We start from the raw sequence: 13952 nt of genomic DNA, 5'->3' as shown, positions 1-13952 counted from the left end.
GCCCACACGAATCGCTCGTTCATCTGCAACCAGCTTCCCACGCCATTTGCCTCGAACAATCTGCGCCCGCCTCGCTGGGAGGAAGGGAGTATCGCTGTGTTGTCTAGGATCATTGCGGGCTTGGTCGCCAGCGGTCTGTTAGCCGCGCCCGCGCAAGCCGGTTTTGCCGAATATAAGGCTACTGAAACGCAGGCTGGCCTGTTTGTGGGTGCGCAATTCAAGCTATCGCTGGGCGGCAGAACGGCCGCCAAGCCGCGAGCCGTTTTGGCGCTTGCTCCAACCTCAACCCGAGTATCGAGCCGAGGCATGGTCCGCACCGACATTGGTGAGGGCATTGCCCTGGACTTCACCTCCAATTCCAAGCCGACACTAACCCTGGCGGGCGTTCGGGCCGATCGAGCATTGGGCATGTCGGGATCGCGGCGGCCCGGTGACAATAACAAGATGGGGCTTTCCACTGGAGCGTGGGTTGGGATTGGAGTCCTGGCCGCGATCGGAGTCACGACGCTCCTGTTCGTCGATTATTGCCACGACAAGGAATCAAGCCTCTGCGGCGATTCAGAGTGACGTTGGCGGCAGTTGGGAGCGGTTCAGGGAGCTGTTTGCGCCGCTAATGTGATCGAAATTCGGGCGGCGCGCGTTCAGCCTAGGGGTTTTTGAACGCCAACCCTTTTTACAATCCTTGGAAATTTGCCCGCATCCCCTTGCAATGCGCTGACTATGCAAACGCCCTTGGGCGGCTAGAATCGGTTAGAGTGAGAGGAAATTCCCCAAGTATTTCGGGAATTCTCCAATAGTTGGATGTCCGACTATAAAAAAAAGACGCGCGCGCGTGGGAGGGCTGCCATGCAAGATCCGATTTACCGGGAAGCATACCCCCGGCTTAGCGTGTTCGAGGCCGGGCTCAGCAACCGGGTGAACGAGGTCGAATTCGACCGCTGGCTATGCCGGTTCTGGGGCCCAGGAAGATGCGTAGGCGAGTTGGTGATCCTGGCGCGGACCGAGAGCACCGTCGCAATCGACTATTGGTTTCACGGTCCGGAGTATCTGCGGGGGAGAGACCTTATTTCCCTGTCCCTGGTGGCGGCGCCAAACGGGATCGACCCGACGCGGCAGCTCTTCGGCTGCGACGACTGCAAGCAAGGCCGCGCCATTCTTGCCTTTAAACGGGGAGTCTGGCGGTGCTGCGATTGTCATGGGCTGGGCTACCGAAGCAAGCTGATCGATCCTCAAGTGCGTGTTCGGGAAGAGCTCGCCGAGATCGATGCCAGGATTCCTGGGGGCAGGCGACTCAGGGGCATGCATGGGCGCACCTTTCGCGAACTGCGAAAGCGGCAGGCTGCGTTGCGTGCGCAGCGCGGGCCCTTTTGCGAGGTCTCGGAGGCCCACCGCCAGGTGATCCGAGCAGAGTGGCTCGAAGTCGCGAAGGTCGAACATATGGTGCACCCGGGCTACGAAAAGGCCGGAGACAAGTTTGTCAAAGTTGTGCGGCCGTCGTGGGCAGACGACCCACCGGCGCCCGCTCCGGCTCCAGTAGCCGCGAAGCCCTAGCCCGACCCCGACCCGCGCCACGATCTGTTGGGCCCCACCGACGATTCCTACTGGAAGCGCGTATGAGAGTGACCCGCTCATGGCTGCTGCCATGGCCCGGTGATCACCGTGGCGGTGGCGGCAGGTTCCGCCGGGTCCGGGCGACCGTCGAGGATCGCGGCATAGCGGGCATAGAGGTCCTGCTCGCGCTGCGCCTCGGCGGCGAAGGCCTGCATTGAAGCCTGGTGCCAGGCTTCGAGGCTGTCGAACTGGTCGGGCCGTGGCATCGGCGGATATTCGAGGCACTCGGCCAGCAGCTGCCTCAGCATCCGCACCAGCGCCATCTTGCCCTTGCCGCCGGCACCACAGGCTTGGCCCATTCGGGTGCAGCGGGCTTGCCTGGGCTCGGCGAGCGAACCCCAGATATGGGCGACGGCGACAAGCAGCACCGATTCGCCCTGCCAGCAGTATTGAGCGAGAAATTCGCGGCGGTGCTCGTCGTTGGCCAGAGCATAGACGGTCAAGTCGATGGGCTCGGGCTCCCACGCATACCATGCCGTCTGCAAGTGCTTGGGCAGCATTTCAAGGCTGATCTCGCCCGATACTATGCCGTCATTCAGCTCCGCCATGGTTAGATGGTCATACATTGTCCCGGCCTTGGCCACGGTACGTTCTAAGTGGCTGTAATTACTCGTAACTCCGTTCGCTTTCGACTTCAAATCGGCCGCGATGAGGAGCAGACAGCGGCCATGAACGCATGGCACCCGAGTCGCTGAGGCGGGTCGTGGCCCTGGCCCAAAGCTGCCTCCGTTACGCGGAAGCCGAGCTTCGCCGGGCGGGGGTGGACCGGACCTGCCGGGGCCAGCTGCTGGTCGAGCAGCTGCGCCGGCTGGCCGAGGCCCTCGAGGAGCGCGGGTGAGCCATGCGGCTGATGACGGGAGGGACGCATGGGCGATATTATCGAACTCAAGGCCCTGTTTGCCGGGGAGCGGCGCGAGCAGGCCTCGCGGCCGTTGCTCGACTGGCCACGCCTCGAGCAGCTGGGACTGGACGAGGGGGAACGGGCGGGACGGCTGGCCGGGATCGGCGGCAGCGATGCCAACATCATCCTGTCGGGCGACCGCGACCGGATCCTCGCGCTGTGGCGGGAGAAGCGCGGCGAGGCCGAGGGCCCTGACCTTGGCGCCAACCTGGCGGTGATGCTCGGCTGCTGGACCGAGCCGTTCAACCGGCTGTGGTACGAGAAGCTCACCGGCCAGCGGGTCGACCGGCTGGCGGTCGCCCTCACCTGCCCGACCAACCCGTGGCGGCGCTGCACGCTCGACGGCTACATCGTCGATAGCGACACCATCTGGGAGGCCAAGCACAGCAACGCGTTCGCCAAGGCCGAGGAGGTGCTCGAGCGCTACATGCCCCAGCTCCAGCACAACATGGCGTTGGCCCGGGTCGAGCGGGCGATCCTGTCGGTGATCTTCGGCAACCACAAATATGAGCTGTTCGAGGTGGCGTCCGACTGGGTTTATCAGATCGAGCTGCTCCAGGCCGAGGTCGACTTCTGGGACTGCGTCCAGACCGGGCGCGAACCGGTCCCTGCCGTTCCGCCGACCCCGCCGAAGCCGATCGGGGTGCGCGAGGTCTGTCTTGAAGGCAACAACGCCTGGGCCGCGGCGGCGGCCGACTGGCTCGCCAACCGCGATGCGGCCCGGCTCCATGCCAGCGCCACCAACGAGCTCAAGCAGCTGGTCGAGCCCGATGTCGCCCGCGCCTTTGGCCATGGCATCGAGGCCAGGCGCAGCAAGGCCGGGGCGATCACCATCCGCGAGCTTGGCCAATGACCCGGGCCATCACCGCCCCCCATGTCTATCGCGCCATCAACGCGATCACCGCCGACTTCGCCCGGGCCGGCATCGCCAAGGCCCACACCAATCTTATTGAGCAATACCAGTATCGCTCGATCGACGACGTGCTCAACCGGCTGGCGCCGCTGCTGGCCCGGCACCGGCTGTGCGTGCTGCCCCGAGTGCTCAGGCGCCAGGCCGAGGACCGGGCCGGCGACCATGACGCCGTGCTGGTCAGCGTGCGGCTCAAGGTGGCGTTCGACCTGGTCAGCGCGCGTGATGGCAGCAGCCACGTGGTGCAAAGCTGGGGCGAGGCGCTCGATGCGGGCGACAAGGGCACCGCCAAGGCGATGTCGGCGGCCTACAAGAGCGCCATGCTCGAGCTGTTCTGCGTCCCCGTCGCCGGCGAGGATGCCGATGCCTCGAGCCATCGCGTGAAGGCCGCTGCCCGCGCGGTCGAGCCAGTCCAGGGCTGGCCGGCGTGGAGCGACGATATCCTCGACATGATCAAGGTGTGCGAGAGCCTCGACGCGCTGGACCGGGTGCGAACCCGTCAGGGCCAGCTGCTGGCGGCGCTCAAGCGCGAGCGGCCCGAGCTTTATGCCCGGATCGGCGCGGGCTTTGCCGATCGCGGCCAGCAGCTGGCCGCGCCAAGGCCGAAGCCGAAACCCGCCGCGAAGCAGGCCATGGAACCGGTCGATGGCTAGTCTTCGCCTGCCCGACCGGGTGCGGACCGAAAGGCGGCGTGATCCGTCACGCTCCTGCCCGGCTCACCGCGCCTGGGTCCGCCGCCATCATTGCTGTGTACCCGGCTGCAGGCGCCTGCCGATCGAGTGCGCCCATGTCCGCACCCGCACCGATGGCGGCACCGCGCTCAAGCCCTCCGACCGCTGGTGCATCAGCCTGTGCCGCTTCCACCATGCCGAGCAGCATCGGCTCGGCGAACCACGGTTCGAGCAGAAGCACCGGATCTGCCTCACTGACCTGGCCGAGGCCTTTGCCCGGCGCTCGCCCCACTATCGCAAGCTGGACGATCCCAATCTGAGGAAGGAGTTGTGAAATGGAAGAGTATGACAGGCTGATGAAGCAGGCGGCCCGATACCGCGAGCTTGCCAACGACTGCGACGGGTACCAGCGGCGAGAACTGATTTGGGCCGTCCAGGACCTGGAGGCGCAAGCAAAGCGCCTAAAACAAGCGCTCGACGATCAGTCATCGAAGACCGATCGGGCGACCTAACCAAGCCCCTGGAAGCTGCAATCGGGGATCGTTGGCTTTGGACTCGCTGGGCGGAAACGGTTGGTGCTTTCGCGCCACGCGAAATGCCATCGCGGAGCACTAAATTGTGTTCGGCTCTTATGGCCGCTTTCGACCCATTGCGGTCATTAAAGTGCCGGCGCTTGCGCCGCGTATCCCTACCGACCAAGATTACCCCATGCTTACCCAGAAGACGCGATATGCGCTTCGCGCCCTTCTCTACCTGATCGAAGAAGGTCATGGGGATGCGGTCCAACTGCCGCGGATAGCCGAGACGCAGAAAATCCCTCGCAAGTTCCTCGAGCTCATCATGCTGGACCTAAAGGCACTAGGCATCGTCAAAAGCGTGCGTGGCCCCAAGGGCGGCTATCGACTAACCCGTCATCCAAGAGGCATTTCGTTCGGTGAAGTCATCCGCGGCCTTGAAGGGCCAATTGCGCTGGTGCCTTGTGCCAGCGTCAATTTCTACAAGCGTTGCGGCGACTGCCATGATGAAGCCACTTGCGCCATCCGGCGGCTGTTTGTCCTGGTCCGCGACCGCAGCATCGACGTACTCAATTCCGTCAGCCTTGAGGACGGCGCCCGATGGGAGCTTAGGCTCACCGATTCTGACGCCGACAATAGCCATAGCGGCGACCCGCTCGCCGCCGACTGGCAAATCTGATCCACAAAACAGCGACGAACGGAGGGCAAGCTGCGACATTTCGACTGCTCATTATATTGTCTATCTAATTACTAGGGTATAACCAATCTGGGCAATGACAGGGGCAACGTCATGACCAAGGTTCGCACACTCCTCGGCCTAGCTTTCGCTCTTTCACTGGCCATTCCAAACCGGGCTCCGGCTCAATCGGTCCAACTGCTCAACGTCTCCTACGACCCTACCCGTGAGCTCTATCGCGACATCAACGCGAACTTCACACGTCAATGGGAAGCCCAAACCAAGCAGAAGATTGTCATTCGCCAGAGCCATGGCGGTTCCGGCAAGCAGGCCCGCTCGGTGATTGACGGCCTTCAGGCGGATGTCGTCACCCTTGCCCTCGCCTACGACATCGACGAAATCGCGCAGCGGGCGAAGCTGATTGCTCCCAACTGGCAAAGCCGCCTGCCGAACAACAGCGCGCCTTATTACTCGACGATCGTATTCCTGGTTCGGAAGGGGAACCCGAAAGGCATCAAGGATTGGGACGATCTCGCCCGTCCCGGCATCAAGGTCATCACGCCAAATCCGAAGACCAGCGGCGGCGCACGATGGAATTACCTCGCTGCCTGGGGCTATGCTCAACGCAAATACGGGTCACCGGCCAAGGCGCGAGAATATATGACGCGCCTGTTCCGCAACGTGCCGGTGCTTGATTCCGGCGCGCGCGGCTCAACCACGACATTCGTTCAACGCGGGCAAGGCGACGTATTGCTCGCTTGGGAGAATGAGGCATTCCTTGCCGTCAATGAACTCGGCCGCGGAAAGTTCGACATTGTCGTTCCGTCCATTTCGATCCTGGCCGAGCCGCCGGTCGCCGTCGTCGACAAGGTAGTAGACCGCAAGGGGACGCGGCGCGCTGCGGAGGCATATCTCAAATATCTCTACACGCCCCAAGCTCAGGATATCATTGCCAGGCATTACTACCGGCCGCGCAACCCGCAGGTGGCAGCTAAATATAAAGCGCGCTTCCCCAACGTGTCGCTGTTGACCATCGACCGCCATTTCGGCGGCTGGGCGCGGGCGCAGAAGACGCATTTCAACGACGGTGGCCTGTTCGACCAGATCTTCGAGAGCGCCAAGCGCTGACCGGCGCCAGATTTTTCGCCAAATTATTCAACCGCAAAAGGGGGCCCAAATGCGCTTACTGCTCCTGGCCGGGGGTTCGTTCCTTGCGCTTTCCTCGCCTGCATTTGCGCAGGGCCAATCAGAAGAGCCTCCTGCCGAGACCACAACGGACAGCCCGATCGATAGCGTGGTCGATGCCGACGCCACGCCTGCTGTCGAAGCCGCAACGCCGACCGGAGATCCGATCCTCGACCGCTTGAACGCACTCGAGGCGAGGGTCCGCCAACTGGAGGCCCGCAATGCAGAACTGGAACAACAGGCGGAGCTGAACGAAGGGCGGCTGGAGACCGTTGAAACCCGAGCCGCAAAGGCAGCGCAGTTTAGCTGGACGCCGACGATCTCCGACCCGTCGGGCAATTTCAGCTTCAGGCCACGGGGCGTAGTCGAAGCGGACGTGGCGGCGTTCATCGAGCGCAAGGGTGGCTATGACTACAATAATGGCACGGCATTTCGCCGCGCACGCATCGGCTTCGAGGGCACGGCGTATAAATATTTCAACTATCGGGTGGAGATGGACTTTGCCGGCAATGCGGTAAATCTGACCGACGCTTATCTGCAATACTCCAAGATCCCGAAGACCCTCCTGACGTTCGGACAGCACAAAGCGCCATTCGGCCTCGAGTCCAACAATAGCGACAATTTCAACATGTTCCTCGAACGCGGCATGTTCACCAATGCATTTGGGAATGTCGGTGCTGAACGTCGGATCGGCCTGTCGGCAGCATACGCCCCCAAGGAAAACCTCAACCTCGCCATCGGCCTTTTCGGCGACAACGAAAGCATCAGTCGTTCGAACAGCACTCCGGTTACGGATACCCCCGACGAAAGTTGGGGCTTCAATGGGCGAGCAACCTGGGAGCCGATTTTCGACACCGGAAAGATCGTCCACCTCGGCCTATCGGGCTATTATCGTATGGCGCTTAAGTCCGGCGACACACAAGACGCAGTCCGCCTGTCCGATCGACCAAACGTCCGCGTCGACAATGGCAACATCGCTGACAGTGGAGTCATCACTGGCGTGCGCTCGTTGAGCTACGGCGGCGCAGAGGCCGCGGTCGTGCTTGGGCCATTTACCGCGGCCGGCGAGGTTGGCCGTATTTGGCTAGATCGACCCGATCTCAGCAACAAATCCTTCACCGGCTTTTACAGCTATGTGGCCTACATGCTGACCGGCGAAACGCGCCCGTTCAGAGGCGGCAATTTCGATCGGGTGCGGCCGTTCAAGGAACTTGGTAAGGACGGGCTCGGCGCGTTCGAGCTGGCTCTTCGATATGACTCGCTCGACCTTTCGAATACGCCGGTCGCTGCCCGGGCAGGCAACGAGGCCGAAACCATCACCCTTGGCCTGAATTGGTATTTCAATCCCTATGCCAAACTGATGTTCAACTGGATCCACTTCCGCGGCGACAACACGCCTCTGGATCCCGACGGGTCGAAGACGGAGGGCGATGCTTTCGCCACGCGTCTCCATTACGACTTCTGAGCCAAGCGGTATGGGAATGGCCCGCACCCTTATACGCAATCCCTCCCCGCTGCCGGGGTTGGGCCTTTCCCTTGGCATTACGATCTTCTGGCTGTCGTTCATCGTTCTCATTCCGCTGTCGGCGGTATTCATCCGTAGCTGGGGAGGCGGATGGGACGCATTTTGGGCGGCAGCGGGTACACCACGGGCAATTGCATCTTACAAGCTGACGTTCGGCGCCGCGCTTGGCGCGGCTGCCGTCAATGCCCTGTTCGGGCTCCTCATCGCCTGGGTCATCGTCCGCTACCATTTCCCGGGCAAGCGGTTGTTCGCGGCGCTGATCGACCTGCCGTTCGCGTTGCCAACCGCCGTCGCAGGGATCGCGCTGGCAGCACTCTATGCCGATACCGGCCTGATCGGCGCGCAGCTCGCTCGGCTCGGATTGGCGGTCGCCTATAAGCCGACGGGTGTCGTCGTGGCGCTGATCTTCGTCGGCCTTCCCTTCGTCGTTCGAACGGTCGAGCCTGTCCTTGCGGAAGTGTCGCGCGAAACCGAGGAAGCTGCCCTGACGCTCGGCGCCTCACGGTGGCAGACTTTCGCCCGGGTTATTTTCCCCACCATCGCGCCGGCACTGGCGACCGGTTTCGCGCTGGCATTCGCGAGGGGAGCCGGGGAATATGGATCGGTCATTTTCATCGCCGGCAACATGCCCTTCGAATCAGAAATCGCACCGCTGCTGATCGTCACACAGCTGGAGGAATATGATTTCGAGGGCGCGACCGCGATTGCGGCGGTTATGTTGGTCGTTTCATTCGCGATCCTGATGGTGCTCAACTTGCTGCAACATTGGCAGCAGAGGCGTTCAGCCTGATGCGCCGTGCTTCGCATCTGCGCGAGCCGGCGGCGATCAAGGCGCTGCTGACCCTGGTGGCGCTCGCCTATGTCGCTTTAATGCTGCTGTTGCCGCTCGGCGCAGTGCTCAGTCAGGCGTTCGCCGACGGTTGGCGAGGCTGGCTCGCCGCCGTGACCGAGCCCGACGCGCGTTCCGCAATTCGGCTGACGTTGCTCGTGGCCGGAATTTCCGTGCCACTCAACATGATCTTCGGAATCGCGGCGTCCTGGGCGATCTCCAAATATGATTTTCGTGGCAAGTCCATCCTGATCACCCTGATCGAATTGCCCTTCTCGGTCTCGCCGGTCGTCTCCGGCCTAGTCTTCGTCCTGCTGTTCGGAGCCCAGGGCTGGTTCGGTGGATGGCTGCAACAGCATGATATCGAAATTATCTTCGCGCTGCCCGGACTGGTGCTCGCGACGGTCTTCGTAACCTTCCCATTCGTCGCGCGACAATTGATCCCGTTGATGACAGCCCAGGGTCGCGGCGACGAAGAAGCCGCGCTCACGCTCGGCGCGTCCGGTTGGCAGACCTTTTGGCACGTAACCCTCCCCAATATCCGCTTCGGCCTCCTCTACGGCGTGCTGCTATGCAACGCTCGGGCGATGGGGGAGTTTGGGGCAGTCAGCGTCGTATCCGGCCACATCCGCGGCGAAACCAACACCATGCCGCTTCATGTCGAGGTGCTCTATAATGAGTATAACTTTATCGCCGCCTTCGCGGTCGCTTCCCTCCTCGCCCTCCTCGCAGTCGTCACTCTCGCCCTCAAGAGCGCTCTTGAATGGCGATATCGAGCCGCAATTGCGGCGAGAAGCTGACATGTCGATCCGTATCGAAAATGTGTCGAAGAACTTCTCTGCATTTGCAGCACTTAACCAGGTGTCGTTGGAGATCCGCGACGGCGAGTTCGCAGCGCTGCTTGGACCTTCGGGGTCCGGCAAGACGACCTTGCTCAGGATCATCGCCGGACTGGAAGTTCCGGAGTCGGGCGAGGTCTGGTTCGGCAGGAAAAATGTGACCGAGGCAGCGGCCGCCTCACGGGGAATCGGTTTCGTATTCCAGCATTATGCGCTGTTCGGTCACATGACGGTGGCGGAGAATATCGGCTTCGGGCTTACCGTCATGCCCCGCGCCTCGCGCCCGTCCAAAAAGGATATCTTGCTTCGCACTAACGAACTGCTCGACCTGGTTCAGCTACCCGGAATTGGCGGCCGCTATCCGAGTGAGCTTTCAGGTGGTCAGCGGCAGCGCGTTGCACTGGCCCGGGCGCTCGCGCGCCGACCGCGAATCCTGCTTCTCGACGAACCGTTTGGAGCGCTGGATGCCAAGGTCCGGCGCGAGCTTCGGGGTGCTCTGCGTACGATCCATGACGAGTTAGGGCTCACTTCCATCTTCGTCACTCACGACCATGAGGAGGCGTTCACGCTGGCCGACCGGGTCGCGATCCTCAATCATGGTCAGGTAGAGCAGTTCGAGAAGCCCAAGAGAATCATGCAAGACCCTGCATCGGACTTCGTGCGCTCATTCTTGGCCTGACCGGGAAAACGCTATGTCTGCTTTCCACCCATTGCGGCCACTCAACGTTGGGACTGTAGCTGCCTCTGGATTGCTGCCACCGTGACGTCCGCGATGTGTTGAACCAACTCCCTGCCAGTCTTGGCAATGGAGTCCGGAGGTGCCAGCTTCACGCGATTTATGGAGTCCCGGCCGGCAGCTTGCCTTTCCGCGAGGCGGATCGCTGTAGGATCGACTGCCATAATGATTGATTCCACGCTCAACTCGTCGTGAATGCCCTCGTCCACTTCCTGAAAGCCACGAGCCCGCAACCAACGCGAACGGTCATCCCAATCGTAATATTCGGGCACGAAGAGTGCTCGATCTCCAGACGTACGCCACAAGTCGTCGAGTTGCTTGGCGACGATGTTCATGCCGTCCTGATTGTTTTTGCTGTCGCCAATGAAAATCACATTGCGGAAGCCATGCGCGTGCAACGAGCGCGCTATGTCCTTTAGCAGAGCTTGGTACGTCGACTCCTCCAGACTGATAGTCGAAGGATAGCGCATGTGACTTGTCGGAGGATCGATCTGACCCTCCGGGACGAACGGAATGATCGGTGCAACGAGCGCGTCGCCTAGCTTGCGGGCAATTGCTTCCGCCGTCGCTCGAAGAATCAGGTTATGCTTCCCAGCGGCGACATAGGGTCCGTTTTGCTCGACACCGCCCGTCGGGACAATGACGGTCTTCTTTCCACTGGCCAGCGCGTCGCGGACCTCCATCCAGGTCAGCTCTTCGATCCATACGCTATCGCGCGTCGCAATCGGCCGTTGCCCCGCCGGATCTGGCGCAAGACCTCTTTCGCTCATACCGGGCCGCGGCGGCGTTTGGGCCTCAGCCGGCACAGTGAGAATGAAGCTGCAAAGGATCAATGACGGATATCGCATAAGACCCCCATTGTGAGGAATCTTAGCATTGCCGATCCGTTGTGTCGTTAACGTCCGCTTTCCACCCATTCCGGTCATAAGCCGCTTATGACCGCTTTCGACCCATTGCGGTCATTAGCGCGCCGTGTGACACAGCCGCCCGGGGAGCGATTGCATGGGGACGTTCGACTATATCACTGTGCTGGTGGCCGTGGTCGTCGGCCTAGCCATAGCTGACCAAGCACTCAGCCTGCACAGGCTCCTTCGTGATCGCCGTCGTGTTCAATGGGACTGGGTGGCGCCGCTCGCTGCCCTTCTGATCCTGACGGAGCTTTTCAATTTCTGGTGGCAGTGGCGAGGGTTCACCGGATCAACCCTGGGCGACATCGCACCCTACTTCCTTGCGCTGATCGTGCTGTTCCTGACAGCGGCGATCACTCTGCCTGACCAAGTGCCCGAAGGCGGCATCGACCTGGGCCGGTATTTTGACGAGAACCGAGCCTATTTCTGGGCGCTCTATGGCACCTACCTTCTGGTCTACATACCGTTGATCGTGCTGCGAAAGATTGAAGCCGGCCGTTCCGCCTCGGAAATCCTGCAAGACCATTACTTCGATTTCATTTGCATCGTGGGCTATTTCGTCATGACCCGCGTCAAGCCACGCTGGATCAGCGGCGCGGTGATGATCGTCACGCTGGCCTGGCTGATCTGGGGTTTCGACTGGTGGAACCGCCCGCTGGCCTCGCCAGCCTAACCAGTCGCTATGACCGGTTTCCACCCATTGCGGACATTAGCAAGCTAGCGGGCCGCAGCAATCTTTAGCGTTCCATGCGATATAGCAGGCTGAGCGAGACTGCCGTTTCCAGTTGGCCAGGAGCGACGATGCCTCCGCCGCGCTCGGGTGCGGGGGGTGGCGGTGGCGGCGGGGCCATGGCGTTGCCAACCTGAGCGCCCGTCACGATCACGTCGGTGCCGCGATAAGATACGCCCTCTTCTACCGAAAGCAGCCGGACCGAGGCGTAACCGTTATTGCGGGCATATTCCGTGGCTTCGGCTTGGCCGCGTGCCATCGCACGGATGCGCGCCTCCTTCCGTAAAGGCGCTGGGTCGGAAATGGCGAAACTCGGCCCGTAGACGGTGTCCGCGCCGGCGGTCGTCAGCGCATCGAGCAGCGACGTCAGCTTTTCGATATTGCGCGTTTTGATCAGCACCGAATTGCCGGCGATATAGCCTATCAGCGTCTGCTTTCCGCGCCCGCCTGGTTCATTGTCCCAACGATAGTCGGGATTGAGCTGAATGCCCTGCGTCTGAATATCGCGTTCGCGGATCCCGGCAGCGCGGATCGTGGCGAGCAGCTTCTCCGTCTTCGCCTTGTTGAGCGCGACCGCTTCGGTGGCTGTCGCCGCCTTGGCTTGCGTTCCGACCGTCATGCTGGCTTCGTCCGGTGGCGTCTTCAAAGATTCCTGGATGTTGACGCGCACCAGCGGCGTGCTCGCCATTTCGGCGATGCTGGCGGTCGGCGCCTGCTGAGCAATTGCCATCGCTGGCAGCGCGGACGCGGCCAGCATGCCCGTCGCCATAAGTGCTTTCAAACTCGCCATGAATATCTCCCTCAACACCACACGGGTTTTGGCGCCGCTAATAAACGCACCGCAAAATGAACCTAAGCCAAATACAAAGCGGCCGGTCGCGCGAACTTGCATGGTCGACCCAATGGCCGCTTTCCACCCAAAGCTGCCTTAGGCGAATGCCTGCTTTCGGCCCAGCGCGGACGTTACAGGCGCGACGAACGCTTAAGGCTTGGGCCGACGGTGGCTAGTCGTTTCGCGGTGTAAATTGCTTGAGATTGTCTGGGCCCAGCTTGACCACACCATAGCTGGATGCGGGAAGCTCGTTCCAGGCGCCCTCAAGGTCCCCAAGCGGTTCCGACACAACCATCCTCGATTCATCCGAAAGCGCTTGGAAAGCGGGAATTTCCGGATGTTGTTCGCGCAGGGTCGAAACCTTTGTCGAGAAATATAATGTCGGAGGCTGGCCCTCGCTTGAGTAGCGAAAGGCCCAGACGTCCAGGCCATTGCTGACGGCAACGCTCATCCGGACCGGATGATCAATGCCGGCGCGCCGGCAGACCTGTTCGATGAAACCGACAGCGCGCTCCACGCCGAGCGGCGGGTCGTCCTCCAACCCGAAGGTCAGCGCGAGAAAGAAGAAGGTTTCGGTATCGCTCGAGCCTTTGACGAAGGGATAGAGGTCGGGGGCAATCGCCAGTGTGAGGTCGCGCTTGACCAGACCGAAGTTGGCAATCTGCCCGTTGTGCATCCACAACCACTTGCCGTGCCGAAACGGATGGCAATTGGTGTATTGAACGGGTGAGCCCGTCGACGCCCGGATATGCGCAAAGATGAGGTGCGATTGGACTTGCCGTGAAATCTCGCGCAGGTTCTGATCGTTCCACGCGGGATCGACGCCCTTGTACAGCGCCGGATCATCATCGTCGCCGTACCAACCGACGCCAAATCCGTCGCCATTGGTCGTGTTCGGCCCGAGCTTGGCGTGGAGGCTTTGGTCGATCAGCGAATGCTTTGGCTTGTAGAGAAGCGCCTCCAGCGGGAGCGGTGTTCCAGAATATGCGAGCCAACGGCACATGACCATTCACTCCTGACCGACCGTGATGATTTTCCAAGACAGCTAATGGCCATGCGGAGGAAGAAGGAAATCGAGTGAAAC

General features: G+C 61.5%; 18 protein-coding genes. 14 read left to right on the top strand and 4 right to left on the bottom strand.

What is annotated here, in order from left to right; genetic code table 11:
- Positions 1-96 precede the first annotated feature (96 nt).
- Positions 97-567 carry a hypothetical protein gene (locus LVY65_RS07245; RefSeq protein WP_235067354.1) on the top strand — a complete coding sequence of 157 codons (471 nt, stop codon included), beginning with the start codon at positions 97-99 and terminating at the stop codon, positions 565-567.
- Between the two features lie 279 nt (positions 568-846).
- Positions 847-1551, top strand: a complete 705-nt coding sequence (locus tag LVY65_RS07240; RefSeq protein ID WP_235067353.1) for a hypothetical protein — start codon at positions 847-849, stop codon at positions 1549-1551.
- 77 nt (positions 1552-1628) lie between these two features.
- Here the strand turns inward: LVY65_RS07240 and LVY65_RS07235 are convergent, their stop codons facing one another.
- The gene (locus tag LVY65_RS07235; protein WP_235067352.1) at positions 1629-2177 is read right to left on the bottom strand and encodes a hypothetical protein; all 549 of its coding nucleotides are present in this window, start codon (positions 2175-2177) and stop codon (positions 1629-1631) included.
- Positions 2178-2287: 110 nt separating this feature from the next.
- Here LVY65_RS07235 and LVY65_RS07230 point away from each other — a divergent pair, with 110 nt between their 5' ends.
- From LVY65_RS07230 to LVY65_RS07180, 11 genes are all read left to right on the top strand, one after another.
- The gene (locus tag LVY65_RS07230) at positions 2288-2449 is read left to right on the top strand and encodes a hypothetical protein (protein WP_235067351.1); all 162 of its coding nucleotides are present in this window, start codon (positions 2288-2290) and stop codon (positions 2447-2449) included.
- 28 nt (positions 2450-2477) lie between these two features.
- Entirely contained in the window at positions 2478-3365 is an 888-nt protein-coding gene (locus LVY65_RS07225) for a YqaJ viral recombinase family protein (protein ID WP_235067350.1), read from the top strand.
- On the top strand, positions 3362-4075 hold the full coding sequence (locus LVY65_RS07220; RefSeq protein ID WP_235067349.1) for an ERF family protein: 714 nt from the start codon (positions 3362-3364) through the stop codon (positions 4073-4075). The genes LVY65_RS07225 and LVY65_RS07220 overlap by 4 nt, the downstream gene beginning before the upstream one ends.
- Positions 4068-4427: an HNH endonuclease signature motif containing protein gene (locus tag LVY65_RS07215; protein ID WP_235067348.1), complete on the top strand. Its 360-nt coding sequence runs from the start codon at positions 4068-4070 to the stop codon at positions 4425-4427. Before LVY65_RS07220 ends, LVY65_RS07215 begins: the two co-directional genes overlap by 8 nt.
- A 1-nt stretch (position 4428) precedes the next feature.
- Positions 4429-4605, top strand: a complete 177-nt coding sequence (locus LVY65_RS07210; RefSeq protein WP_235067347.1) for a hypothetical protein — start codon at positions 4429-4431, stop codon at positions 4603-4605.
- Between the two features lie 196 nt (positions 4606-4801).
- Complete coding sequence (locus tag LVY65_RS07205) at positions 4802-5287, top strand: RrF2 family transcriptional regulator (protein ID WP_235067346.1); 486 nt, start codon at positions 4802-4804, stop codon at positions 5285-5287.
- Between the two features lie 111 nt (positions 5288-5398).
- The gene (locus tag LVY65_RS07200) at positions 5399-6412 is read left to right on the top strand and encodes a sulfate ABC transporter substrate-binding protein (RefSeq protein ID WP_235067345.1); all 1014 of its coding nucleotides are present in this window, start codon (positions 5399-5401) and stop codon (positions 6410-6412) included.
- Positions 6413-6461: 49 nt separating this feature from the next.
- The gene (locus LVY65_RS07195) at positions 6462-7934 is read left to right on the top strand and encodes an OprO/OprP family phosphate-selective porin (RefSeq protein WP_235067344.1); all 1473 of its coding nucleotides are present in this window, start codon (positions 6462-6464) and stop codon (positions 7932-7934) included.
- 16 nt (positions 7935-7950) lie between these two features.
- Positions 7951-8784, top strand: a complete 834-nt coding sequence (cysT, locus tag LVY65_RS07190; RefSeq protein WP_235067343.1) for a sulfate ABC transporter permease subunit CysT — start codon at positions 7951-7953, stop codon at positions 8782-8784.
- Positions 8784-9623, top strand: a complete 840-nt coding sequence (gene cysW / locus LVY65_RS07185; RefSeq protein ID WP_235067342.1) for a sulfate ABC transporter permease subunit CysW — start codon at positions 8784-8786, stop codon at positions 9621-9623. Before cysT ends, cysW begins: the two co-directional genes overlap by 1 nt.
- A gap of 1 nt (position 9624) precedes the next feature.
- Complete coding sequence (locus LVY65_RS07180) at positions 9625-10341, top strand: sulfate/molybdate ABC transporter ATP-binding protein (protein ID WP_235067341.1); 717 nt, start codon at positions 9625-9627, stop codon at positions 10339-10341.
- A gap of 41 nt (positions 10342-10382) precedes the next feature.
- Here LVY65_RS07180 and LVY65_RS07175 read toward each other — a convergent pair whose 3' ends face one another.
- Positions 10383-11168, bottom strand: a complete 786-nt coding sequence (locus tag LVY65_RS07175; protein WP_235067340.1) for a creatininase family protein — start codon at positions 11166-11168, stop codon at positions 10383-10385.
- Positions 11169-11400: 232 nt separating this feature from the next.
- Between LVY65_RS07175 and LVY65_RS07170 the strand changes: the two genes are divergently transcribed.
- Positions 11401-11979: a hypothetical protein gene (locus LVY65_RS07170; RefSeq protein ID WP_235067339.1), complete on the top strand. Its 579-nt coding sequence runs from the start codon at positions 11401-11403 to the stop codon at positions 11977-11979.
- A gap of 64 nt (positions 11980-12043) precedes the next feature.
- Here the strand turns inward: LVY65_RS07170 and LVY65_RS07165 are convergent, their stop codons facing one another.
- Positions 12044-12826 carry an SIMPL domain-containing protein gene (locus LVY65_RS07165; RefSeq protein ID WP_235067338.1) on the bottom strand — a complete coding sequence of 261 codons (783 nt, stop codon included), beginning with the start codon at positions 12824-12826 and terminating at the stop codon, positions 12044-12046.
- A 214-nt stretch (positions 12827-13040) separates the two neighbouring features.
- Complete coding sequence (locus LVY65_RS07160; protein ID WP_235067337.1) at positions 13041-13871, bottom strand: class II glutamine amidotransferase; 831 nt, start codon at positions 13869-13871, stop codon at positions 13041-13043.
- Between the last annotated feature and the right edge of the window lie 81 nt (positions 13872-13952).

Source organism: Sphingomonas cremea (assembly GCF_021502585.1).
In the GTDB taxonomy this organism is placed as follows: Bacteria; Pseudomonadota; Alphaproteobacteria; order Sphingomonadales; family Sphingomonadaceae; genus Sphingomicrobium; species Sphingomicrobium cremea.
Note: the sequence above shows the minus strand (reverse complement) of the source record. Positions and strands in the feature narration are given on the sequence as shown.